The sequence below is a fragment of the Pseudomonas sp. NFACC32-1 genome, assembly GCF_900101215.1.
GTDB lineage: Bacteria > Pseudomonadota > Gammaproteobacteria > Pseudomonadales > Pseudomonadaceae > Aquipseudomonas.
The window spans coordinates 652,801-677,434 of record NZ_FMUL01000001.1; the positions used below are offsets into that span (position 1 = coordinate 652,801).

General features: G+C 58.5%; 21 protein-coding genes, 1 tRNA gene and 2 pseudogenes. 22 read left to right on the forward strand and 2 right to left on the reverse strand.

Going from position 1 to position 24,634, the window contains the following annotated elements:
• Window positions 1–23: 23 nt before the first annotated feature.
• From pgsA to BLP99_RS02980, 22 genes and pseudogenes are all read left to right on the forward strand, one after another.
• Entirely contained in the window at window positions 24–584 is a 561-nt protein-coding gene (pgsA, locus tag BLP99_RS02870) for a CDP-diacylglycerol--glycerol-3-phosphate 3-phosphatidyltransferase (protein WP_072394481.1), read from the forward strand.
• Between the two features lie 63 nt (window positions 585–647).
• Window positions 648–723 (forward strand) — tRNA-Gly (locus tag BLP99_RS02875).
• Window positions 724–958: 235 nt separating this feature from the next.
• Window positions 959–1,893: pseudogene (locus BLP99_RS26730) on the forward strand (LysR substrate-binding domain-containing protein).
• A 503-nt stretch (window positions 1,894–2,396) separates the two neighbouring features.
• Entirely contained in the window at window positions 2,397–2,774 is a 378-nt protein-coding gene (locus BLP99_RS02890; protein ID WP_072394801.1) for a c-type cytochrome, read from the forward strand.
• Window positions 2,775–2,869: 95 nt separating this feature from the next.
• Entirely contained in the window at window positions 2,870–4,048 is a 1,179-nt protein-coding gene (locus BLP99_RS02895) for a 4-hydroxybenzoate 3-monooxygenase (protein WP_072458473.1), read from the forward strand.
• A gap of 56 nt (window positions 4,049–4,104) precedes the next feature.
• The gene (locus BLP99_RS02900) at window positions 4,105–4,818 is read left to right on the forward strand and encodes a glutamine amidotransferase (RefSeq protein ID WP_053144501.1); all 714 of its coding nucleotides are present in this window, start codon (window positions 4,105–4,107) and stop codon (window positions 4,816–4,818) included.
• 72 nt (window positions 4,819–4,890) lie between these two features.
• Window positions 4,891–5,493 carry a LysE family translocator gene (locus tag BLP99_RS02905; protein WP_072394494.1) on the forward strand — a complete coding sequence of 201 codons (603 nt, stop codon included), beginning with the start codon at window positions 4,891–4,893 and terminating at the stop codon, window positions 5,491–5,493.
• 47 nt (window positions 5,494–5,540) lie between these two features.
• A complete protein-coding gene (locus tag BLP99_RS02910) occupies window positions 5,541–6,335 on the forward strand; it encodes a glutamate racemase (RefSeq protein ID WP_072458472.1) in 795 nt (264 codons plus the stop codon).
• 31 nt (window positions 6,336–6,366) lie between these two features.
• The gene (locus tag BLP99_RS02915) at window positions 6,367–6,984 is read left to right on the forward strand and encodes a glutathione S-transferase family protein (protein WP_053144506.1); all 618 of its coding nucleotides are present in this window, start codon (window positions 6,367–6,369) and stop codon (window positions 6,982–6,984) included.
• A gap of 104 nt (window positions 6,985–7,088) precedes the next feature.
• Complete coding sequence (locus BLP99_RS02920; RefSeq protein ID WP_256327596.1) at window positions 7,089–8,537, forward strand: anthranilate synthase component I family protein; 1,449 nt, start codon at window positions 7,089–7,091, stop codon at window positions 8,535–8,537.
• Entirely contained in the window at window positions 8,518–9,120 is a 603-nt protein-coding gene (locus BLP99_RS02925; protein WP_092179786.1) for an anthranilate synthase component II, read from the forward strand. The genes BLP99_RS02920 and BLP99_RS02925 overlap by 20 nt, the downstream gene beginning before the upstream one ends.
• 431 nt (window positions 9,121–9,551) lie before the next feature.
• Entirely contained in the window at window positions 9,552–10,805 is a 1,254-nt protein-coding gene (locus tag BLP99_RS02930) for a cyclic di-GMP phosphodiesterase (protein ID WP_092179656.1), read from the forward strand.
• An 817-nt stretch (window positions 10,806–11,622) separates the two neighbouring features.
• Window positions 11,623–12,225: pseudogene (locus BLP99_RS26560) on the forward strand (methyl-accepting chemotaxis protein); the annotation flags it as partial.
• 10 nt (window positions 12,226–12,235) lie between these two features.
• Complete coding sequence (locus BLP99_RS02940) at window positions 12,236–12,604, forward strand: response regulator (RefSeq protein ID WP_072394506.1); 369 nt, start codon at window positions 12,236–12,238, stop codon at window positions 12,602–12,604.
• A gap of 31 nt (window positions 12,605–12,635) precedes the next feature.
• Window positions 12,636–12,953, forward strand: a complete 318-nt coding sequence (locus BLP99_RS02945) for an STAS domain-containing protein (RefSeq protein ID WP_072394509.1) — start codon at window positions 12,636–12,638, stop codon at window positions 12,951–12,953.
• A gap of 16 nt (window positions 12,954–12,969) precedes the next feature.
• Complete coding sequence (locus tag BLP99_RS02950; protein WP_072394511.1) at window positions 12,970–15,099, forward strand: chemotaxis protein CheA; 2,130 nt, start codon at window positions 12,970–12,972, stop codon at window positions 15,097–15,099.
• 869 nt (window positions 15,100–15,968) lie between these two features.
• Entirely contained in the window at window positions 15,969–17,510 is a 1,542-nt protein-coding gene (locus BLP99_RS26740) for a methyl-accepting chemotaxis protein (protein ID WP_410000431.1), read from the forward strand.
• A 3-nt stretch (window positions 17,511–17,513) separates the two neighbouring features.
• Window positions 17,514–18,026 carry a chemotaxis protein CheW gene (locus tag BLP99_RS02960; RefSeq protein ID WP_072394515.1) on the forward strand — a complete coding sequence of 171 codons (513 nt, stop codon included), beginning with the start codon at window positions 17,514–17,516 and terminating at the stop codon, window positions 18,024–18,026.
• Between the two features lie 74 nt (window positions 18,027–18,100).
• On the forward strand, window positions 18,101–18,625 hold the full coding sequence (locus tag BLP99_RS02965) for a chemotaxis protein CheW (RefSeq protein ID WP_072394517.1): 525 nt from the start codon (window positions 18,101–18,103) through the stop codon (window positions 18,623–18,625).
• Window positions 18,622–19,425, forward strand: a complete 804-nt coding sequence (locus BLP99_RS02970) for a CheR family methyltransferase (protein ID WP_072430468.1) — start codon at window positions 18,622–18,624, stop codon at window positions 19,423–19,425. The genes BLP99_RS02965 and BLP99_RS02970 overlap by 4 nt, the downstream gene beginning before the upstream one ends.
• 1 nt (window position 19,426) lies before the next feature.
• Window positions 19,427–19,939: a chemotaxis protein CheD gene (locus tag BLP99_RS02975; RefSeq protein ID WP_072430469.1), complete on the forward strand. Its 513-nt coding sequence runs from the start codon at window positions 19,427–19,429 to the stop codon at window positions 19,937–19,939.
• A complete protein-coding gene (locus tag BLP99_RS02980) occupies window positions 19,936–21,012 on the forward strand; it encodes a protein-glutamate methylesterase/protein-glutamine glutaminase (RefSeq protein ID WP_072394524.1) in 1,077 nt (358 codons plus the stop codon). Before BLP99_RS02975 ends, BLP99_RS02980 begins: the two co-directional genes overlap by 4 nt.
• Before the next feature lie 9 nt (window positions 21,013–21,021).
• Here the strand turns inward: BLP99_RS02980 and BLP99_RS02985 are convergent, their stop codons facing one another.
• Window positions 21,022–21,651: a response regulator gene (locus BLP99_RS02985; protein ID WP_072394525.1), complete on the reverse strand. Its 630-nt coding sequence runs from the start codon at window positions 21,649–21,651 to the stop codon at window positions 21,022–21,024.
• Window positions 21,648–24,632 (reverse strand): sensor histidine kinase, encoded by a 2,985-nt coding sequence (locus tag BLP99_RS02990; RefSeq protein WP_256327597.1) that lies wholly within the window; start codon window positions 24,630–24,632, stop codon window positions 21,648–21,650. The genes BLP99_RS02985 and BLP99_RS02990 overlap by 4 nt, the downstream gene beginning before the upstream one ends.
• Between the last annotated feature and the right edge of the window lie 2 nt (window positions 24,633–24,634).

A 24,634-nucleotide genomic window follows, 5' to 3' on the forward strand; every position in this document is an offset into this window, starting at 1 on the left:
CAACCTCGCAGCCAGTTGTGCCGATGAATATCCCAAACCTGCTTACCGTTCTACGCGTCCTGCTCATTCCGATCTTCATATTGCTGTTCTACTTGCCGTACCACTGGAGTTATGTGGCGTCCGCCTCGGTATTCGCCATCGCCGCCGCCACCGACTGGCTGGATGGCTACCTGGCACGCCGGCTTCAGCAGAGCACGCCGTTCGGTGCTTTCCTCGACCCGGTGGCCGACAAGCTGATGGTGGCGGTGGCCCTGGTGCTGCTGGTGCAGGAACACGGCAACCTCTGGCTGACCTTGCCGGCGGCGGTGATCATCGGTCGTGAGATCGTCGTTTCGGCACTTCGGGAGTGGATGGCCGAACTGGGCGCCCGCGCCCAGGTGGCGGTATCGAACCTCGGAAAATGGAAAACCGCCGCCCAGATGCTGGCCCTGGTGATCCTGCTGGCGAACCCGTCCGATTTCAGTTTCTGGGTGTTGCTGGGCTATGCACTGCTGCTGATTTCCGCGGGCTTGACCCTGTGGTCGATGGTCCAGTACCTGCGCGCCGCCTGGCCGCATCTGCGGACCGACGTGGACTCGAAATAAAACTTTTTTGAATCAAAGGGTTGACGGCGTAATCTGAATCTATAGAATGCGCCACACCAAGACGCGGGAATAGCTCAGTTGGTAGAGCACGACCTTGCCAAGGTCGGGGTCGCGAGTTCGAGTCTCGTTTCCCGCTCCAGATATAGCGCTACAGAGTTCCATTGAATTCTGTAAGTGATTGAAATAAGGGCCGAAAGGCCCTTTTTTCGTTCTGGCGGAAACCACTGAAATCCAGCTCCATCCAGTGCTTTTAAGTCCCGATTTAAGTCCCGAATGAGGATCTTGGATTTGGATGGGCACTGAATCGGTTTTTTGCTGGAGCAGCTTGGATAGCGAGACGAGCATCCGGACCTGACTCTGTTCAGGAGCTCGCTATGGCACTCTCGGATACGAGCGTTCGGCAAACCCGAATCACTGGCAATGACTACACAATAGGCGACACGGATGGGCTTGCGCTCAACGTGACCGCCCGCGGCGGGAAAATCTGGCGTTTCAGATACTACTGGGTGGGCGTGCAGAAGCGCATGTCTCTAGGTAGCTATGGGTCATACCAGCGGAGGTCGTAAAGCAACTTCAGTTAGCGATGCGAAAGCCAGGTAAGCAGAACCAAAATGTACCGCCTTACATTGTCCCGCTGTCGGTTCAGGCCCTGGAAATAGTGCGTCACTTACTCGACCAGGTTGTCCCAGCGCAACGCTACTTATTTGCGCATCGAAGCGACATGAGCAAGCGCATCAGTGAGAACACTCTGAATCCCGAGCTGTCGATTGACCTACACCTTTCAGACGCTTCGGTAGACCTGATCGCCGAGGGCTTCGATGCGGCACTACGGATTGCCGTAATGCCGGACTCGTCCCTGGTTGCGCGGCATCTGTGCGCGGTCACCCAATACCTGGTTGCCTCACCGGCGTATCTAGCTGCCCACGGCCACCCCAGCCACCCCCGTGAACTGGCGACCCGTACATGCCTGAGTTATGCCTATCGAGCCCGCAGCCAAGTGTGGCGGTTCACCCATAAAGACGGCACCGAAGAAGACTTGGTGCCCAGCGGCCCGTTAAGAGTGACCAACTCCGATGCGTTATTGCCAGTGTTGCTTGAAGGATTGGCCATTGCCGAACTGCCGGAATTCATAGCCAGCGAATACCTGGCCGATGGACGCTTGGTCGTGGTGCTGCCGGAATGGAGCATGGCGCGTGGCGGCCTGTATTTCGTCACCCCCTCGGCCCGCACCCGGCCGGTAAAAATCAAGGCGCTGTCGGACTTTTTTGCCGAGCATTTAAGCGAGCCTGTGTGGCGATGGGGGTTATGAGGCAGTGGGTTGGTCTGGAGAGGTACATTCACTAGCGGCGAGCTTTCCAACCGCTGTACTTCGACGTATCGTCCAGGCTTTCGCCTGGTTCAATGACTAACCTTGTCGTTGCATAAGGTTGCGAGAAAAAGGGCGTACCAACATGAAATTGTGGTTTTTGAATCTTGACATGTCTTGTAACAAATGGGAAATTAGCATCCGTGACTAAGGATAGTACTCATCGGAATAAGTAAACCAATTCAAGGGAATGACATGTTTCATATCACGGCCTTTCATTCATCCTCTCCTGCGTGCGTCTTTTTTACAGGGCAATCTCGCGCACTTTCAATTTCTGCTCTGTCCGGGTGCAATCACATTCCGAGTGTGGACCTGCGCGTTTCCAACTGATAACAAACTGAACTGATTAATTGTCCACGGCATGTCTTTGTCGTGAGCAACTGTGCGTCGCTCATGACTTTCGAAAAGAGCGGATAGGTTTGTTCGTCTGAATAAAATAAATGCAAATGAAGATATTACCTGTTGTTCTGCTTGGTTTTTTATCTGTTTTTCAGTCGTCGTTATCCTATGCGGATAATGCCAATGGAAAGAATCTTTATACACAGCGATGCGCCGTGTGCCATGGCGCCGATATCAAAGGAACAGGACCGTTGGCGAAAAAAAGCAATCCGCCGACGCCTGACCTGACCACTTCCGCCTTCAAGAAGCGGCTCAATGATTATCCCGGTGTGATTGTTTCATCGGTCATTCTTCGCCCGAGTGGAAGCCTGATTCCAAAAACCTTGCGAGAAAATAACGTGAAAATTGCTCCGCACGCCTGGAGCATCAACGATCTGCGTGACTTGAATCAGTACATGAGTGAACTCATTACCCGGAAAAGATGAGCAGAAAGAAAGCCTGCGCGCAAACTGGCAGTCATCAAAACAACTAACAACTGTCACTGAGTCGTCTAAACCTTATTACACAGAGGGACAAACCCATGCGGACAAAGGTTGCAATCGTAGGAGCAGGCCCGGCCGGATTGATGTTGGGGCAACTTCTTTCTCTTATGAGTATCGACAATGTCATCGTCGAGAGTCGTCCCAAAGAGTATGTAGAAGGCCGTAGTCGCGCAGGTCAAATCACGCCAGCAACGGTGAAGATTCTGACTGAGAGTGGTGTCGGTTCGAGAATTGCGTCTGAAGGCATGGTGCATTCTACGTTGCAGTTTCATTATGAGGGCGCGACACGCGAACTGAATTTTGAAGCACTCACCGGTCGTACCGTCACCATCTACGGCCAACAGGAAATCATCAAGGATCTGATTGCTGCGCGGTTGAAAACAGACTATTCACTATTATTCGACGCTGCCGATGTGCAGATTCATGATGCCGACGCCAATACACCTTCAGTGACGTTCAAACTCAACGGCGTACAACAGGTGCTCGATTGCGACTTCATCGTCGGTTGTGACGGTTTCCACGGTATTTGTCGTCCATATATCGCTGATTCCCTCAAGTTTTTCTCGCACGCTTATCCGTTCGCCTGGCTGGCGGTGCTGGCTGAAATGTCGCCCATTTCCAGGGACGTCATCTTCGCCAGCCACGAGTCCGGGCTCGCGTTGTTCACCATGCGCTCGCCCAGCGTTTCAAGAATCTACCTGCAATGTTCGCCTGACGCACAGGCCGACAATTGGTCTGGCGCGCAAATGTGGGATCTCTTGCAAGCTCGTATCGAAGGCCGACCCGAGAAAGTCAACGGCGGCGCCGTTATCGAGAAGAGCATTGTCCACCTGAGGAGTTTCGTTGCCGAAAAGATGCAGAAAGGCAGACTGTTTCTGGCCGGAGATGCCGCACATATCGTGCCGCCGTCTGCCGCCAAGGGGCTTAATCTCGCGGTGTCCGATGCCAACATTCTTGCTCGCGCTTTCGAGCGGTTTTATGCACACGACAAGGATGACCTGCTGCTGTCCTATTCCGACATTGCCCTGAAGCAGGTGTGGAAGGATGTGCAGTTTTCCCACGCGATGGTCATGTTGTTTCATCGTTTCGACCACAACGCCGATTTTCATCGGCGACTTCAGACGGCCGAACTCGATCGCATTCTCGGGCCTGGTCCGGCGGCGCAGAATTTCGCAGAACTGTGGGTCGGCAGTCCTCCTTTCGAAGCGTCGATCTGAATTGGGATCTGAACCGGTCAGCCACCAGGCTACCCTTCGCAACATGGAATTGTGCAATGGATCAATCAAGGAAGATCCTGATCATCTTGCATCAGGAACATTCTACGGCGGGCCGCGTCGGCCAGCTGTTGGAGCAACTGGGATTCGAGCTTGACATCCGCAAGCCGCGATTCGGCGAGCCGCTTCCGCAGGACATGCGCGAACACGCCGGGGCGGTGGTTTTCGGCGGTCCCATGAGTGCCAATGACAGCGATGCCTACATCCGCGAAGAGATCGACTGGCTGGCCCATCCCCTGAAAGAAGACAAACCGTTTCTTGGGCTTTGTCTGGGGGCGCAGATGCTGACCCGCCACTTGGGGTCGCGGGTCTACGGCCTGGACAACGGCGGCATCGAAGCCGGTTATTACCCGATCACTCCGCTCGCCGCGGCGCACGAAATCACCGCCGATGCCAGCGCTCCTTTTCCGGATCATGTCTATCAGTGGCATAGCGAGGGCTTCGACTTGCCAACGGGCGCCGTGCAACTGGCGGCGGGGACGACTTTTCCGGTTCAGGCCTACCGCTATGCCGACAACGCCTACGCGCTGCAATTTCACCCGGAAGTCACTTACGAAACGATCGATCGCTGGTCGTCCCTTGGCACCGAACGGCTCAAGGCCCCGGGCTCCAGGCCAGCCCACGAACATACCGCGGGCTGGCATCGGCATGACTCAGCGGTTGAAGCGTGGATCAAGGCGTTTCTGCCGAAGTGGATAGGGACCCCCGTCTGATCCACCGATAAACGGGCATCAAGACCCCGACGAACGCCTTCAGTCAGGGTGATCTCACGGAGAGAGTGCAACATGGATTTTCAGCTCTGGATTTTGTTTTGCGTGGTCTTTCTTTCAGCGGCAATCCTCCCGGGGCCGAATGTCGCGTTCTCCATGGCGCAGGCGTTGGATCACGGTTTCAAGGAGTCATTTCCTGGGGCCATCGGTTTCGGCCTGGCGAGCGGGGGACATGCCCTTATCGTGCTGTCGGGGCTGGGTTTGCTGGTCAGCAAAAACCCCGGAATCCTGTTCTGGCTCAAATGGATCGGTGTGGTCTATTTACTCTATCTGGCGCTGAAGTCGTTGCGCTCGCATACACAAGTTGCCGTGGCCACTTCCAGCAAGCGCACGCCGCTACAAATGTTCACCGGAGCTGTGATCGTTTCATTTACCAATCCCAAGGGCATTCTGACGAACATCATCTTGTTCCCGACCTTCGTCAATAAAGACTTGCCTTATGTCCCGCAGTGCATCGCCTTGATTGCGACCGCCATTGTCATTTCCACATCGGTGTACGCCATGTACATGCTCCTGGCCCGGCACGCAGCGAAGATATTCAAGACAAAGCGCCAGATGAGTGTGGTGACGGGCGTTTTGTACATCGGCGTCGCCACTGCAATTGCCACGACTATTTAAATAAATGTGAGTACCCGGCATTACCCAGCATTCAAGCGAGGTTCGATGTGATTGGCGTATTTGATTTCGGCAGTGGTGGATTGACGGTGATGCGTACTCTTGAGTTTGCATTGCCACACGAACACTTTGTCTATCTGGGAGATCATGGCAACCCGCCTTATGGCAACAACGCATCGGGTGATATTTACGATCTCACCCTGGCCGCTGTTGCCCGGCTTTTCGAATACGGTTGTTCATTGGTCGTGATCGCCTGTAATACCGCCGTGGCCACCAGTCTGCGCAATTTGAAGCAGTCATGGCTGCCAGCGTTTTATCCGGATCGAGAGTTGATTGGAGTCGTCACACCGGTAGCCGAAGAGGCGGCAGATGCCGCTGTCGCGAGTGTGGCGGTTTTTGCCACTCAGCATACGGTGGACTCCAATATTTTTGCCACGGAAATTAACAAACGGAATCCAGCTACAGCGGTGTATCAACAAGTCTGTAACGGTCTCGCCTTGCTGATTGAGCAAGACGCGCCGACAGAGCGGTTGCGGGTCGAAATACGTAAACACGTCGATGCGCTCTTGGTGAGTACCCCGCAAGTTCCACAGATTTGCATATTGGGCTGCACCCATTACGCCCTCGTTGAGCCACTGTGGCGGGCAGAGTTGCCGGGCTCGGTGCGGATTCTGTCCCAGTCCCGTGCGTGCGCTGAAAATCTGACGGAGTATCTGCAAAGCAATCCGCGTTTTTCCAGCGCTAAACCCGGTAGCAACTCGTTCCTTACTACAGGCGATGTTGAAACAGTTTCAGAGCGCGCCTCTTTGTTCTACGGAGCAAGGGTCGAGTTTTCGAAAATCTGACAGGTAAGTTCTAACAACTCAGGAGAAAGATATGAAACTGGTTGGCATGATGGGATCACCTTATGTTCGGCGCGTGGCCATTTCGATGCGCCTGATGGACTTGAGCCATGAACACAAGCAGATCTCGGTATTTCGCGACACTGAAGAGTTTCGCGCCATCAATCCCGTCATCAAGGCACCGACGTTGATTCTCGATGACGGTGAAATGATCACGGACTCTTCGATGGTGATTGATTATCTGGAGTCGCTGGTCGGCCCGGAACTCAGTTTGCTGCCAAAAGACCCGAAACAGTATCGCAAGGTGCTGTCGCTCATCGGACTAGGCCTGGCCGTGTGTGAGAAAGCGGTGACGCTCGAATATGAATACAACAAGCCGAAGGCGTTTCACTATGAACCCTGGCAAACCCGTATTACCGAACAACTGAGTGCCGCGCTGGAACTTCTGGACCAAGCAGCAGCGAACAAACGCGATGCTCTCTGGCTGGCAACGGAACAGATATCCCAAGCTGACGTGACGGTAGCCGCCGCCTGGCGTTTCACGCAGTTTCGTGTGCCGCATCTGGTCGACGTCGAAAAATATGCCGCGCTCGCTGCGTATTCCGAACAGATCGAGAAACTTCCGGCGTTTGCTGCTACCCCGCTCAAATAAGCGCCGGGTGATGCTCAGGAGACACAGGGATGTTGAGTCTGGAAGATTTTTTTGCGTTCGGTGAAGCCGGGTACACCTATATACCGCTGTGGCAAAGCCTGCCGTTGCCGGTCGGCGTCGAAGCGCTTTCGCTGTACCAGGCGCTAGCCAATTGCGGGCAGGATTATCTGTTCGAAACCGGGCACTGGCACGACGGTGTGTTCGAGCAGGCGTATTCAGTGATCGGCTTGCCGTGCAATGAGCGTATTGAACTGGATGAAGGTGTCGTGCGCCGTTACTGCAACGACCAATTGTCGACGCGGATTGACTGCGAAGATCCACTGGCGGAACTGGCCCGGCTGCAAAAGCACTTTCGCGTACCGGATTGTCCCGGCCTGCCCCCGTTCAGCGGTGGGCTGTTCGGCTACTTCGGGTTCGAAACGACCCGGCTGATTGAGCCACGCCTGCGCCGTGTACCCCGCAAGCCTTCCGGTTTTCATCTCCCTGACGTCTTGCAACTGATCAGCACCGATGTAGTGGTGTTCGACCACCGCGAACGGCTGGCCTGGTGCATCGTGCATGAAAGCCCGAAAACGTTGGGCGACTATCAGAGTGGCATGGATCGGCTCAATCGTCTGGTTGCCAATGTGCGCCCCCTGTTGGTAGCACCGGCACCTTGCGCGCATGTGGCCGAGGTGACTGTTCCCGCCGCCGAATCTGCCTTCCCGCAACCTGCGTTCATCGAAGCGGTGGCGCGGATCAAGGACTACATTGCCGCAGGCGATGTAATGCAGGTGGTATTGTCCCAGCGCATGAGCCTGCCTTTCGAGGAGGATGCCGTGGCGCTGTATCGCTCCCTGTCGGATCTGGGGCAAACACCGTACCGGTACTTGTTGAATCTGGGGGATTGCCAGGTGGTTGGCGCTTCTCCGGAAATGCTGTTCCGCCAGCAGGAGCAAACGGTGACGACGCGGCCCATGGCCGGCACTCGGCGGCGAGGCAGCGTGGTGGCCGAGGACAACCGTCTCAGAGAAGAGCTGCTTGCCGATCCCAAGGAGATCGCCGAACACATGATGCTGGTCGATCTGTCGCGAAACGACCTCGGGCGGTTGGCCAATACAGGCAGTGTGCAGGTAAGCCAGTTGCTCAAAGTGGAATACTTCTCCCACGTCATGCACATCGTCTCGACGGTCACCGGCCAGATAGCCGACGACGTCAGTGGTCTGGAACTGTTCAAAAGCATTTTCCCGGCCGGCACGCTCAGCGGCGCATCGAAGGTGCGTGCGCTTGAGATCATCGCCGAACTTGAGCCGCATGCACGCGGGGTATACGGCGGTGCCATCGGTTATCTGGACTGGAACGGTCGCGCCGATCTGGCGATCACCATTCGCACCGGGCTGCTCAAGGATGCGCGACTTTATGTGCAAGCCGGCGCCGGCGTTGTGCAGGATTCAGTCGCCGAACGCGAGTGGCAGGAAACCATCGAGAAAAGCCAGTTGATGCGGGTTGCGGCGGGCCGCTGCCAAACACTGGCCCAACGTCAGGAGGTGGCCTATGCACTTAATGATCGATAACTACGATTCGTTCACCTACAACATCGTGCAGTACCTGGGCATGCTCGGTGCCGATGTCGAGGTGCGGCGCAACGATCAGATCACCCTGGCAGAAATGGAAGCACTGCAACCGCAGTCGCTGATTGTCTCGCCGGGGCCGTGTTCGCCTGCCGAGGCGGGTATTTCGCTGGCCGCCATCAAACACTTTGCGGGCCGCTTGCCGATACTGGGTATCTGCCTGGGCCATCAATGCATCACTGCTGCGTTTGGCGGAGAGGTACGCAGGGCGCGAGAGGTGCTGCACGGCAAGGTGTCGCGCATCCGTCACGACAACCGTGACTTGTTCGACGGTTTGCCTGACTGTCTGGAAGTGGCGCGGTATCACTCGCTCGTGGCCGGCGCTTTGCCCGACGAACTGGTGGCTACGGCCCATGCGCTGGATGAAAACGGCCAGCCTGGCGAAATCATGGCGCTGCGACATCGTGAGCTGCCGATCTATGGTCTGCAGTTTCACCCCGAGTCAGTGATGACGCAGCAAGGGCTGGATATGTTGGGCAATTATCTGCAACTGGTCGAGGGTCGCATCGCCGGGCTGGCGATCTAAGCCGGTTGCCATGGACGGGACTTTGGCTCGTTTTCGTTTTCCCAGCGTTGCAGATTCTGTTCAAGTAACTCATGTGGGAGGGCGCTGGCGTCAAAGCCGACTCAAAACGCGATTAGTGCATCTGTCCGCGTAACGCGGGCAGGTGACAAGTGTAGTGGTCTAATGAAACCTGACTTCGGTCTCTTTTCAGCGCGCAATTTGAGAGGGGCCCTCCCCAGCAGTACTTCGAAACTGTCGTAGGAAAATCCCTACAGGCGCATCCGTGATTCCTAGCCCTAAATAAGATTGCTCCGATTATTTGGTTGGTGGCTCATAGCTATCATTCAAGGGCCAGGGCGGCATCTTGATGCCTATCCAAGCCATATCACGCTTGGTCATCGCATTCGGACAATTCAGGGAGGGCGGTTGCGGACAGAGAGGGGATCTGGATCGTGCTGAAACATATCGGTGTGGCCGATCTTTGCGTAGGAATGTTTGTCCAGGAGCTAACCGGTTCCTGTATGGAGCGTCCGTTCTGGAACAATAGCTTTCTCATCCAGAATGAAGAGGTACTGGAAAAGATCCTTGTTCCGGGCATCGTTGGGGCATGGATCGACCTGTCCAAGGGGGTGGACGTACAGGTTTCTGCGTGTGCTGAAACCAATGCGCAAGCGGGGCAAGGCGGACAGCAGCCCTCATGTGCGTCGGACCGATCTTGCGCACAAGCCGTCTGCCCACGTCCGAGGACGGCAATGAGCGAAGAGTTGTCAAGGGCGGCCGAACTTTGTTCCAGCTCCAAGGCCGCGGTCATGGAGATGTTCGGCGAGCTACGGATGGGGCGGATCGTTCAGTTGGATCGTGTCACGGACATGGTGGGTGAGATATCCGAGTCCCTGTTACGCCATCCTGACGCACTGCTCAGTCTGGTGCGCCTCAAAACTGCCGACGAATATACCTACATGCATTCCGTAGCCGTCTGCGGGTTGATGATTGGTCTGGCACGCCAGTTGGATCTACCGCCGCTCCTGGTAGAAGAGGCCGGTCTGGCTGGCTTGCTGCATGACGTGGGCAAAATGGCGATACCTGCGGCCATCCTGGCCAAGCCACTTCCTTTGAATGACAACGAACACACGACGATGCGCACCCACCCTGAGGCTGGAGCCAGGATGCTGGGGCAAAGCAGGTACTTCACTGACCGGGTGCTGGACGTTTGTCTGCATCACCATGAGAAAGTGGACGGCAGCGGCTACCCCCATAAATTATGCGGAACCCAGATCAGCCTGTTCGCGCGCATGGCAGCCGTCTGTGATGTGTATGACGCCGTGACGTCTGACCGACCTTATCGAGATCGCTGGTGCCCCGCTGAATCGATTCGGAAAATGGCCGGATGGACAGGGCACTTCGATCAGAAAGTGTTTCACGCCTTCGTCAAATGCATTGGTATCTATCCGGTGGGCGCGTTGGTACGACTCCAAAGCGACAGGTTGGCGGTGGTCATGGAACAGCATCACGAATGTTTGCTCACGCCCATGGTGAAGGTTTTCTTCTCGGCGTCGAGTCGCACACCGCTGCCGCCCGAATGCATTGATCTGGCCTGTGGGCAGGACAGGATAGTCAGCTTCGAGTCGGAGAAAACCTGGGGTTTCAAGAACCTCGAAGCGCTCTGGGGCGCCAAGGTGCAAGGCCGCGAGACGCGCTTTGGCTAACGCGGTACGAACCTGGGTTTCCTTGCCAGCGCTTGTCGCTGGTTTTTTTCTTCCGGAGTGTCCGGGGCGCGTAGGAATTCTCCTACGGCGCAACCGCAATCCTTAGTGGTAAATCAGGATGCTCCGATAGTTTCATTGCTATTACTTGGCCATCATCTCTTCAGGCCAACAGAACCGGGCATCCCAAGGCTGGATGTTCTTGCGCCGGATCCCGCCGGATCCGCACTGAACTGGAGAGATGAAGGTGAAAGGACAGGTAGATTCTTCCCCCCTGATCTTGATGCTGCCTGCGGGTTTGACGGCAGCGCTCGGTTGCGCCGCGATACTGATCAGCGCGGACCTCACCCCTGCAAGCGCAGTCAGTTGCGCTTTTGTCCTGCTGGGCTCGCTGTTCATGGGCATGTGGAACAAGCGCTTAGTGAGTACCCGTTTGCACGCCCAGCAAGGCGATCTGCCAGGTCACCTTCCGCTGGCCGTTTCACCCGATGAAGGATTGGGTGAGGTCTGTGCGCAGGTGCTGCCGATCTGGAGCCACCAGATCGATGCGGCGCGCATCCTCAGCGAGGAGTCGATCCTCAAGCTCAGTCACCGCTTCGCGACGCTGTCGGGGGAGATCAGTGCTTCCGCGTCCCAGGGCGCAGGCCAGAATTCGGGCGCACGTCTGCTGGATATCCTTGAGGTCGGTCAGCGGGACCTGGATTCGATCATGGTTGCCCTGCGTGACGCGCTTTTGCGCAAGGAGTCGGAACTCAAGGAGGTCTTGCTCCTTTCTGACTTCACCTCGCAGTTGCAGGAAATGGCCAAGTTCGTCGGGGATATTGCCCAGCAGACCAATCTGCTGGCGCTCAACGCCGCCATTGAAGCGGCGCGGGCGGGGGATGCCGGACGTGGCTTCGCGGTGGTGGCCGATGAAGTGCGCAAACTGTCGAGTCTATCCGGCGAGACGGGGCAGAAAATCAGTGAAACGGTGAACACCGTCAACGCTGCGATCTCTCGCACCGTCGAGCTTTCCCGGCATCAGGCGCAGCAGGATTCACACACCCTGGCTCATTCCGAGCAACTGGTGTCCCAGGTGATCGAGCACTTTCGGCATAACGCCCAGGCCATTGTCGATACCAGCAGCAGTCTTCAGCAGCAAAGCGAAAACGTTGCGACCGAGATATCGGGGGTACTGGTCGCCCTGCAGTTCCAGGACCGGGTCGGCCAGATGCTTTCTTTGGTCAACAACGATCTTAGCAAACTGCATGCGCATATCGCCGAACGCCAGCAACTGGCCCTTGCCGGCGGAACACCTGCCCCGATCATCGCCAAGAGCTGGCTCGAGCAATTGGCAAGCACCTACACGATGCCTGAACAACACGCGATCCATCACGGAAAGCCTGTGGTGAGCAGCCCTTCATCCGAGATCACTTTTTTCTAGGGAGTTTCCCATGAGCAAAACCATCCTGATTGTCGATGACTCTGCTTCCATTCGCCAAGTGGTGAGCATCACGTTGAAGGGCGCCGGTTACGAGGTCATCGAAGGTGTCGACGGTCGCGACGCCCTGACCAAGCTCGACGGCCGCAAGATCCACCTGATCGTCAGTGACGTGAACATGCCGAACATGGACGGCCTGAGTTTCATCAAGGCCGCCAAACTGCTGCCGGCCTACAAGTTCACGCCAGTGATCATGCTGACCACCGAAACCGCAGAGGCCATGAAACAGCAGGGCCAGGCCGTCGGTGCCAAGGCTTGGATGGTCAAGCCCTTCCAGCCGGCCCAGATGCTGGGTGCCGTCTCCAAACTGATCATGCCTTAGCGCCGCCAGAGTCCCTGGAAAGGAGGTTGTCATGACAAACACCACGGCTTGTCTGCGTCGGATCCTGGTGCTCGAGGGTCCCCTGACCATCTACACCGCCGCTGAACGCAAGGACCTGTTGCTGGAACTGTTTCCCTTGGCCCATGAAGTCGAAATGGATCTTGGGGGTGTGGACGAAATCGATACCGCCGGACTCCAGCTATTGGTGCTGATCAAGCAGGCGTCACTGAGCCACGGTTCCAGCCTGCTGCTGAGCAATCCCAGCACAGCGGTGCTTGATGCACTGGATATGAGCGGGTTGCACAGCTTTTTCGACGAGTCGGCCACGCCTCGTCAGCAGAGAGGTTGAAACCATGAGTTCGCCCATGAATCTGGACGATGTGCTACAGACCTTCATCGCCGAAAGCCAGGAGCTTCTGCTCCTGATGGAAGACGCGCTGCTGCAGATCGAACAGGCCCCGGATGATGCCGACACCATCAACGCGTTGTTTCGCGTCGCACACACCATCAAAGGGTCTGCCGGCCTGTTTGGCTTCACGCCGATCGTGGCCTTTACCCATGTCGCGGAAAGCGTACTGGATCGGGTCCGCGGACATGAGCTGCGGGTGGACGAGTCGCTCAGCGCGTTGTTCCTCGAAGTGCGGGACCACTTGTGCACGCTCATTGAATTGCTTGCCAGCCACGGCGACCTGCAAGGCATGACAGCAGAGCACGAGCGGCAGGGAGCGGCATTGGTCGAGCGTCTCGACCGCTACCTGGAGCACTGTCCGGAACCGGTGCAGTGCCTGGCAACGGTCGAACCGCCGCAATCGGCTTGCGTCGCGCGTTGGCATGTGTCCCTTCGCCTGTGTCCCGACGTTTTGCGCAACGGCATGGATCCGCTGTCATTGCTGCGCTACCTCAACAGCTTCGGGCAAATCAGCGCTGTCGTGTGTATCACCGAGGGCATGCCGGATATCGCGGCAATGGATCCGGAAACCTGTTACCTGGGGTTTGAGCTGGGGTTCGTCAGTGATGCCGACCAGGCCACCATCGAAGGGGCCTTCGACTTCGTTCGCGAGGGCAGCCGGATCTGCGTGTTGCCATGCAACGGCGACCTGGCCGGTTTCCGGGCCTTGATCGGCCGTCTCGATGCTGAGCCCGATGCCATGGTCGAGGCCTTCGTCGCCTGCGGTTCCGTCACCCGTGAAGCCTGGCTGGCCAGTTCGTCTTCTGGCGAGTCGACGGTCGTTGCGGTGGCCCCCGAGGTGCCAGACCAGATGGCGCGCGATGACGCGACCAAGAGCCGGGGGGCAAAAGAGGCCCGTCCGGCCGAAGGTAATCTGATTCGGGTCGACGCCGGCAAACTGGATCAATTGATCAACCTGGTGGGCGAGCTGATCATCGCCGGCGCTGGCGCCAACCTGGGGGCCATCCAGAGCGGCATCGGCGAGTTGATTGAAGCGACCAGCTCGCTCTCGCGCCTTGTCGAGGAGGTGCGCGACTGTGCCCTGACCCTGCGAATGGTGCAGATCGGTGCCACGTTCAACCGCTTCCAGCGGGTGGTGCGCGATGTCTCCAAGGAGCTGGGCAAGGACATCGCCTTGCACGTCTTTGGCGCCGAGACCGAGCTGGACAAGACGGTGGTCGAGCGCATCGGCGATCCCCTGACCCATCTGGTGCGCAACGCCATGGACCATGGAATCGAAGCCTCCCATGTGCGTCGTGAACGTGGCAAGCCAGAGCAGGGTACGGTTCGCCTCAACGCCTATCACGAGGCCAACAGCATCGTCATTGAAGTCAGTGACGACGGTGGCGGCCTGAACAAGCAACGCATCCTGGCCAAGGCGATGGAGCGCGGCCTGGTTGCCGAAGGGCAACAGCTGGCCGACGGCGACATTCTCAATCTGATTTTCGAGCCAGGCTTTTCCACCGCCGATCAGGTCAGCAACCTGTCCGGGCGCGGCGTGGGGATGGATGTCGTCAAACGGAACATCGTCGCGCTGCGCGGCTCGGTCAATCTGGAAAGCGAAGAGGGCGTGGGCACCACGGTGCGTATCCGCCTGCCGCTGACCCTGGCCATCATCGATGGTTTTCTGATCGGAGTCGGCAACGCTTCTTACGTCGTGCCCCTGGACCTGGTCGAGGAGTGCATCGAGCTGTCGACCGATGACGGCGACAACCAGGAATTCCTCGACCTGCGAGGTGCGGTGCTTCCGGTGCTGCGTCTGCGCGAGATGTTCGCCATCGATGAGCCCAACCATGGCCGTGAAAACATCGTGGTGGTGCATTACGCGGGGATGCGGGTAGGCCTGGTCGTCGATCAATTGCTGGGGGAGTTCCAGACGGTGATCAAGCCGCTGGGCAAGATTTTCGGTACAGCTCACGGACTGGGCGGCTTCACCATCCTGGGGAACGGAGCGGTAGCGTTGATCCTGGATATTCCCAAACTACTCGGGCAAGTCGCCAGCCAGCAGAAGCACGGTACGACCCTCAGCCCTGAATTGACTCAATAGTGTTCCCTGGAGTACAGCTCATGACCGTTAAAAAGAATATCTCGCTGCTGGTCGCCTCAGCTCTGTTGGGCATCCTGATCCTCGTCAGTCTCAGTCTCTATCTGATGGGTGGGGTCAGGAGCACCGCCAGCTATGCACAAGTCAACACTGTGCCCAGCCTGCAGTTGCTGGATCATGTGGCCCTGGCCCTGGCGCAGAGCCACAGTCGCCAATGGCAGAGCCTGTCCGGACCTGTCGGCGGTTCCCAGCAAAGTGACAGGGAGTCGGTACTCCAGGCACTCGATCGGTACCAGAAAGAGTTCGTCTCCGACGATCGTGACGCCACGCTGCTCAGCGCCTTGCGCAGCACAGTCAACGAATACAACCGGGGGGCGGAACGTTTCGACAATGCCCTCAGGAGCGCGGCCCCTGAAGCCCGTAGTCTGCTGCTCGACCTGGACGTGACACGTGAAAAGGTGACTTCGGCCCTGGGCGATATCCGCCAGCACAACCTGGACCTGGGGGAAAAAAATGCAGCGATTGCGGCATCGACCGAACAGACGGCGATCTACAGCATTGCCTTGGTCGGTGGTGCTACCTTGCTGGCCATCGGCTTGATCGGCTTCTTCCTGGTGCGCCGGCTGCTTCACACATTGGGTGGCGAGCCCGACGATGTACGCCGGCTGGCGGAGCGGTTCGTGGCCGGGCAGCTGGATGTGCAAGGCAGTGGCAACGGCCTTGAGCGTACCGGACTGATGGGGTCCATGGACCGCCTGAGCGGGACCTTGAACCAGTTGATCAGCGATATGAACAGCATGTCCGCGGAGCACGACAAAGGCGACATCGACGTGCAGATCGATGCGGCACGCTTCGCTGGCAGCTATGGGCTGATGGCCCAAGGCATCAACGATATGGTCGCCGGGCATATCAACGTCAAGAAGCAAGCCATGGCCTGCATCAAATCGATCAGCGAGGGCGATCTGCAGGCGCCCCTGCAAGCCTTCCCCGGCAAGAAGGCGTTCATTAACGTCACCGTCGAACATCTGCGCAGCACCATCATGGCGTTGATCGAAGAGATGCGTCACATGTCGGACGAGCATGAGAAAGGCGACATCGATGTGCACATCGACGTACAGCGATTCCAAGGCTCCTACCGTCAGATCGCCCAAGGCATCAACGACATGGTCGATGGCCATATCAGCGTGAAAAAACAGGCCATGGCTTGCATACGCTCTTTCGGCGAAGGCGACCTGTCGGCGCCCCTGGCCCAGTTCCCCGGCAAAAAAGCCTTTATCAACGACAATATCGAGCAACTGCGCAGCAACATCCAGGCGCTGATCGAAGACACCCAGATGCTCAGCGAGAATGCGGTAGTCGGTCGGCTCGATACCCGTGCGGACAGTACTCGCCACCAAGGGGATTTCCGCCGCATCGTGGCGGGGATCAACAGCACGCTGGACTCGATCGTCGCGCCCCTCAGCGAGGCGATGGAGGTCATGATGGCCCTGTCCGGTGGTGACCTGACCCGCAGCGTCAAGGGTGATTACCAGGGCAGCCTGCAAGACCTGAAGAATGCGGTCAACGAAACGGTGAGCAAACTCTCGCAGATCATTGGCGAGGTTCGCAGTTCCGCCGATTCGCTGTCCAGCGCTTCGGAAGAGATCTCCGCCACGGCCCAGAGCATCAGCCAATCGGCTTCGGTGCAGGCGGCGTCGGTCGAAGAAACGTCAGCGTCGATGGAACAGATGTCGGCGTCGATCTCGCAGAACACCGAGAACGCCAAAGTGACCGATGGCATGGCCGGCAAGGCGAGCAAGGAAGCGAGCGAGGGTGGGCAGGCCGTCAAGGACACCGTCTCGGCCATGAAAACCATCGCGGAGAAGATCGGGATCGTCGATTCGATTGCCTATCAGACCAATCTGCTGGCGCTCAACGCGGCCATCGAAGCGGCCCGTGCCGGCGAGCATGGCAAGGGCTTCGCGGTTGTCGCCGCTGAGGTGCGCAAGCTCGCCGAACGCAGCCAGGTCGCGGCGCAGGAAATCGGCCAGGTGGCCAAAAGCAGTGTTGCCCTGGCTGAACGGGCCGGCAACCTGCTGGATGAGATCGTGCCCTCGATCACCAAGACCTCCGATCTGGTCCAGGAGATCGCGGCGGCATCCGAAGAGCAATCCATCGGCTCCGAGCAGATCAATACCGCCATGTCGCAGATGAGCCAGATCACTCAGCAAAACGCCTCGGCCTCCGAAGAGCTGGCCGCCACCGCCGAGGAAATGAGCAGCCAGGCCGAACAGCTACAGGAGTTGATGGGCTTTTTCACCTTGCAGGGGCGGGTGGCGGTGTCTGCCGTACCACGGGCCTCTGCTACCGGTCTGGGCGGCCTGCAAAGCAGCGAGCATGCCCAGGAAGGCGGTTTCATTCGCTTCGGGAGTTGAGACATGGACGCTGCAGCCTTGAGCCATTTCGAGTACGTGCCGCAGAGTCCGTGCGACAGCGAACTCCTGCAATTGCTGACGTTCGTGTCCGCCAGGGAGGTCTATGCAATCGATACCTTGTGCGTGCGCGAGATCATCGAATACGGCCAGGTGACGAGCGTACCGATGATGCCCGATTTCATCCGCGGGGTGATCAATCTCCGCGGTTCGGTGGTCCCGGTGATCGATCTGCAGGCGCGCTTCAGCAAGGGCGCCACGCAGCGAGGCAGCAGGACCTGCATCGTTATCCTGGAACTGACCCAGGAAGGCGAACCCCACGTACTGGGCATTGTCGTCGACTCGGTGAGCGAGGTGATCGAAATCGAACTGGCGGACGTCAAGGCCGCGCCGGCGATCGGAAACCGGATCCGTGAAGACTTCATTCGAGGGATGGTCAAGGTACGAGGGGCGTTCCTGACTGTGCTTCAGATCGACCAGGTGCTGTGTGTCCGTGAGATCGCCAGCCAATTGCATTGAGCCGTCGTGCTCAGGCGTGCCTACGTTGTCTTGAGAGGGGGCTGCCGCCTGCGGTGGGCCCCGAGGAGTGAACCATGTCCATATCTGCGTCGCGCCCATCGGCCCAAGGGACGGCAGCCCAGCAGTACCTGACCTTCAGCGTCGGCCAGGAGATGTTTGCGGTCGGTACCCCATGCGTCCGGGAGATTGTCGAATACGGTCCGATCACCCCGTTGCCGATGGCGCCGCAGAAGGTTCGCGGCATCATCAATCTGCGCGGGGCGGCCATTGCGGTGCTGGATCTCGGCCTGTGTTTCGGCGGGGCCCAGACCTTGGAAAATCCGCGCACCTGCATCGTCATGCTGGAGATCCACGGCAGCAGTGGCGCCGGCCTGGTGGGCATCATCGTGGACGCCGTCAGCGAAGTGCTGGAGATCCCGGCCGAACAGATCGAGCCGGCGCCGGCGCTCCAGGGACGCCTTAGTCCTGAATTCGTAGTGGGGGTCGGCAAGCTCAGTGATCGTTTTGTGCTGTTGCTGGACATCGAGCATCTGCTCAGTCGCAATGACTGGTCGGCACTCCTTGCTTCGAGCATCGATGAAGGCGGGTCGAAAGCATGAATGCCGTCCTATCAGACAACGAGTTCCAGCAGTTTCGGGCGATGATTCACGAGATTGCCGGAATCAGCCTGTCCGTTGCCAAGAAGCAGCTGGTCAGCGGCCGTTTGGCCAAGCGCCTGCAGTTTTTCAACTTGACCACCTACGGCAGCTATTACCGTTTGCTGATGAAGGACCAGGCCGAGTTGCAAATGGCGGTGGACCTGCTGACCACCAACGAGACCTATTTTTTTCGAGAACCCAAGCATTTCGATTTTCTGCGCAACGTGGTGCTCGCCGAGCTGCGTGGCAATGGCCCGGTGCGCATCTGGAGTGGTGCCTGCTCCACGGGGGAAGAACCCTACACCCTGGCCATGGTGCTGGCTGACAGTCTGGGCACCCGGCCATGGGAGATCCTCGCTTCCGATATCAGCAGCCGGGTACTGGAAAAAGCCCGGAGCGGACGCTACCCACTGGATGGTATCCGCGGTATTCCCGAGCCGCTGCTGAACAAGTACTGCCTGAAGGGCGTGGGCAGCAACAATGGCATCTTCATGGTCGACCGCGCGTTGGCGTCACGGATTACCTTCACGTCGATCAACTTGAACAACCCACTGCCTTCGGTGGGGCAGTTCGACGTGATCTTCCTGCGCAATGTGATGATCTATTTCGATAACCAGACCAAGTCCGAGGTGGTCAAGCGCTTGAGCAAGCATCTGCGGCCAGGGGGTTATTTCATCGTGAGTCACTCGGAAAGCCTGAATGGCATCAGCGACGAATTGCACCTGGTCAAACCCTCGATCTACCGCAAGCCGGACGCTTGAGATGGTTCAGGTGATCGAGTATTTCCTGCAGCCCGGCGACGTGGCGTTCGGAGGACGCCAGATGCGCTTGTGTACGGTGCTGGGGTCCTGTGTGGCCCTGGTGTTCTGGCACCCGCAACGCTTGTTGGGCGGCATGTGTCATTTCATGTTGCCTCGGCGGGGCGGCCGCGGCGCCGGACACCTGAACGGCCGTTACGCTACGGATGCCTTGGTGCTGTTGCTCGAATGCATCCATCGGGCGGGGGCCCGGCCCGAGCAGTTCGAAGTGAGTCTTTTCGGCGGGGCCGACATGTTTCCCGGAGTAGAGCGCGGTGACGCTACCGGGATCGGCCAGCAGAACGTCAATGCCGCCAGGCGCTTGATCCAGGACCATGGATTGCAGTGCCGGGCCTATCACGTAGGTGGCCGAGGGTATCGCCACCTGGTGTTCGATGTGGGCAGCGGACGCCTCCAACTCCATCATGCCGACTCGGTACGCAAGGTATTCGAATCGCCCAAGAGTAATCTCAGATGACGGCTATCAAGGTCTTGATCATTGATGATTCCGCAGTGGTGCGCCAGGTGTTGAGTGCGACCTTGAACCAGGCCAGCGGGATACAGGTTATCGACGTTGCCGTCGATCCGGTGTACGCCATGGAGAAGATGAACAGGCAATGGCCTGATGTCATCGTATTGGACGTCGAGATGCCACGAATGGACGGTATTACCTTCCTGAAAAAGCTGATGGCGCAGAAGCCTACGCCGGTGGTGATCTGTTCGACGCTCACAGAGAAGGGCGCCAAGACCACCTTGCAGGCATTGGCGGCCGGTGCAGTCAGTATCGTCACCAAGCCACAGTCCAACCTGCGACAGTTCCTGACTGAGAGTGCGGATGAACTGGTCCAGGCCGTCAGGGGCGCAGCGAAGGCCAACCTGCGGCGCAGGGTGGGTGCACGGACGCCTGCCGACGTACCGCCTCGGCTCAGTGCTGACGCGATCCTGTCCCCTGGGGCCGTGGCCATGGCGCGCACGACTGAAAGCATCGTGGCCATCGGTACTTCCACCGGCGGCACCCAGGCCCTGGAACAGGTTCTCCAGGGGCTGTCGCGGGTCTGTCCAGGCATTGTCGTGGTGCAGCACATGCCGGAGAAGTTTACCGCCGCCTTCGCCGAACGCCTCGATCATGTTTGCGAGATCGAGGTCCGCGAGGCGGTACAGGGCGACCGCATCATCCCCGGGCGTGCGCTGATTGCGCCGGGAGGCACTCACATGCTGGTCAAGCGCAGCGGTGCCCAGTACCAGGTGGATATTGTCCAGGGGCCTCCCGTCAGCCGGCATCGACCTTCGGTGGATGTACTCTTCCGTTCGGTCGCACGCAGCGCAGGTAGCAACGCCCTGGGCATCATCATGACAGGCATGGGGGACGATGGCGCTCGTGGCCTCAAGGAAATGCGCGATGCCGGCGCCAGGACCCTGGGCCAGGACGAAGAGTCTTGTGTGGTGTATGGAATGCCGCGCGAGGCGTTCAAGCTGGGCGCGGTCGAGCGCGAGCTGCCCCTGGAACAGATCGCTTCGGCCATCCTTGGCGTCCGCGGCCATCAGCCCTGATCAAGGTGTTCAGACCAGCCCTTCATTCAAGGCGTAGCGCACCAGGTCGGTGCTGGTGGCAAAGCACATCTTTTCCATCAGCCGAGTCTTGTGGGTGCTGACGGTCTTGTTGCTGATCACCAGCTGTTCGGCGATCTGGTTGACGCTCAGTCCTTGGGCCAGCATGCGCAGGATCTGGAACTCACGCGAGGTCAGGCTCTGCGAGGCGTTCTCGGGTGTCACGCCACTGCTTTGCAGTGCGATCTGCTCGGCCAGTTGTGGGTCGAGGTAACGTGCGCCGGTGCTCACCTTGCGGATCGCGGCCAACAGCGCTTCCGGGTCGCGGTCCTTGGTCATGTAGCCCGAGGCGCCGGCACGCAGGGCACGCTGGGCGATGTGGGCTTCATTGTGCATGCTCAGGATGAGCATCGGCAGTTTGGGGTAATGGGCATGGATACGGCTGATCAGATCCTCGCCACTCGAACCGGGCATGGTCATGTCGAGCAGGAGCACATCGATCTCGGTATGGCGCAACAGCTCCAGGACCTGGGCTCCGTTCTCCGCTTCCGCCACCACGCAGATGTCCTTTACCAGCGCGAACAATTGCTTGAGGCCTTCGCGCATGATCGTGTGATCGTCGGCCACCATTAAACGGATCATGAGTCGTGACTCCTTGAATCAGGTACGCGCAGTTGGACAGTGGTACCGCTGCCCGGGCTGCTGGATATGGTGGTAGTGCCTCCCAGGGTCAGGCCGCGTTCGCGCATTCCCAGCAAGCCGAGGGTCCGGGTTGATTGTTCGCGTTGCTCGAAGCCTTTGCCGTTGTCGGTGATCTCCAGTGACCAGCCGTTCTCGCCTTGCTCGAACGTGATATCGACCCGAGTGGCTTCGGCGTGTCGGGCGATATTGGTCAGCGACTCCTGGGCGATCCGAAATGCAGCGGTTGCGCTGGCATCGTCCAAATGGATTTTTTGCGCAGGAACCTGCAGGTTGCAGTCGATGCCCCATTGCTGCTTGAACGTGTCGGTCAGCCATTCCAATGACGCGACGATGCCCATGTTGAGGATGGAGGGGCGCAGGCTGGTGGAAATGTTCCTGACCACCTGCACCGTTTGGTCGATCAGTTGCAGCAGGCGTGCCACTTGTTCGCTGAGCTGGGGCAATTGCTCGCCGTACTGGAAGCGCAGCAGCGAAGTGCCCATGCGTATTGCCGTCAGATGTTGTCCGAGCTCATCGTGGATTTCCTGCGCAATGAGCTTGCGCTCCTCTTCCCGCGCACTTTCCCGACTGGACATCAACTGGCGCAGTTGCTTGTTGAGCGATGCCAGGCGCATTTCAGCCAGGCGCAACTGCGATATGTCGCGAACGACTGCCAGCACGGTGGCGATCTTTCCCTGGATGTCCTGCTCGGGTACGAGACTGATGTGATAGACGCGCTGCAGTCGATGCTGCTCGGTGAGCACAAATTCATGCTCCAGGGGCTGGCCCTTTTCCACGGCTTCGATCACGGCTGCATGGAATAACTGGCTTTGCAGGTTCTTCGGCAGGATCTCGAGCAGATCCTTGCGCAGCAAGTCGATTTGCGGGCGATCCAGCCAGGCTTCCAGGGCGGGATTGACGAACAGCAGTTCTCCGGTTCGACTCAGTCGTGCAATACCATCCGGAGAGTTCTCGACCAGCGTGCCGATCTCCTGCTGCCGGGCCAGTTCGTTGCGCTGGGCCTCCAGGATGTCGGTAATGTTGCGAGCGATGCACACCAGGCGATGCAAGCGCCCATTTGAATCGGCTACGGGGACCAGGTTGAAATGGACGACGAGTGAGCGCTGGCCGCAGGGCAGGTGGGCATCCAGCTCGATGGGGGCTCCCACGGCGATGCAGTGCAGGCAGATCGCCTCGACAATGCTTGCGGCTTCTTTTTCCAGGCACTGGCCCAACGACTGGCCGATCATGTCCGAATGATTTTTGCCGAGCATTTCGCACAGCTTTGGATTGGCCTCCAGGCAACTGAGTTGCTGCTCGGCATCCACGGCGAGCAGGCAAAGCATGTCTTGCGAATGGTCGAAGACTTCGCGGTAACGGCGTTCGCTCTGCGCCAGGTGGCTGTGGGCCGAGCAGCGCTCCCAGGCGATGGCAGCGATATGACTGGCCATTCGTGCATGTTTGCGGTCCTGCTCGCTCAGTTGGGCGTCGCCAACGACGAACAACAGGATGACGCCCATGGTGCCGCCGGTCTTGTTGATCACCGGCTCAACCCAGCAACCTCGATAGCCTGCCTTCAAGGCGGGCCGGCTGAACGCGAGGCCCAGGGCATCGCTTTTCAAGTCAGCGATGAAGTGGTGGTGCCCGAACAGCTCGGGACGTCGATCAAGATCGTCGGCCAGGCAGCTTACGATCGAGGACGTATCCGTAGGAGGCGTGCCAGCGGAATCGTCGCCAGGTACAGCCTTGAACGCCATGGCGTTGTGCAACTCGGGGGTCAGAATATCCAGGTAGGCGCCGAGCAGGGGCAGCACCTCAAGGAGCGTGTCGTGGGTGACCATCTTCTGGAAAATGGCGGAGCGCGCATTCTCGGCGCGTTCCTGCCGGCGTAATGCGCTGATGTCCTGGGCGGTGACCAGCACCCCACACAGCTCCCCTGTTTCGTCATGCTCCGGGGTCAGGTTGCACAGGAAATCCATGGATCGACGGGAATGCGTGTCCTTGTTTTCCAGCAGGAACGTGTTCGCTACGCCGGTCGATAACGTGAGCTCTACCTGCGTGCGAAAGTACTCATCGAGCTGATTGGGCGTCGAGACGCGTTCGGTGATGTGAGTGTTGGGAAAACCTCGGGCGCGTTCAAGCTCGGGATTGGCATAGATCTGCTGTCCCAGCCGATTGTAGCGAAGGATGATGTTTTGTGAGCTTTGGGCCAGCGAGAGGTACTTCTGTTCGTTATTGAACAATGCCTGGCGCAAGGCGAGGTGCTCACTGATGTCTTCCAGCTGCGATACGAAGTAAAGCGCTTGGGCATCAGCGTTACGGGCGATGCCCAGGGTCAGGCGTGCCCACAGCGTGCTGCCATCTTTACGGATGTAGCGTTTTTCCAGGGTCAGGCTGGTGCGGTGCCCCTGGATGAGCCTTTGCAATTCATCCTTGCTGATATCGGCGTCGTCCGGGTGCGTCAGACGCTGGAAGGAGGTGGCACGAAGTTCTTCTTCGGTGTAGCCAAGCATCTGGCATAGCCTTCGGTTGGCGGCGATCCACTCACCGCTCATTCGCAACAACGCCAGGCCGGTGCCGGCAGAATGGAACGCCAGGCGGTAATCCTGTTCGGCAACGTGAACGGGTTCGGCGCGGCGGACTTTCACCAGATAGGTGGATTGTCGGGCCTTGTAGTCGAGGGTCACGCTCAGCGTGTCGCCGTTGGCCGACGTACTCTGGAAATACCAGTTCCCCTTGAGTCGCGCATGGGTCAGGTGCTGGTCAAATGTCAGCGGTCTGAGGGAAAAAAGCCCGGGCGAGGGCATCAGGGCGGCGACGCTCTCGCTTAGGCCCAGCAGCCGGCTGGCGCTGTCATCCATGATCAGCAGCGCCCCCTGGGCATCCAGCAACAGGACCCCCACATCCTCGGCATCCTGCGTGGACGGTGTTGCAATCGCCATGG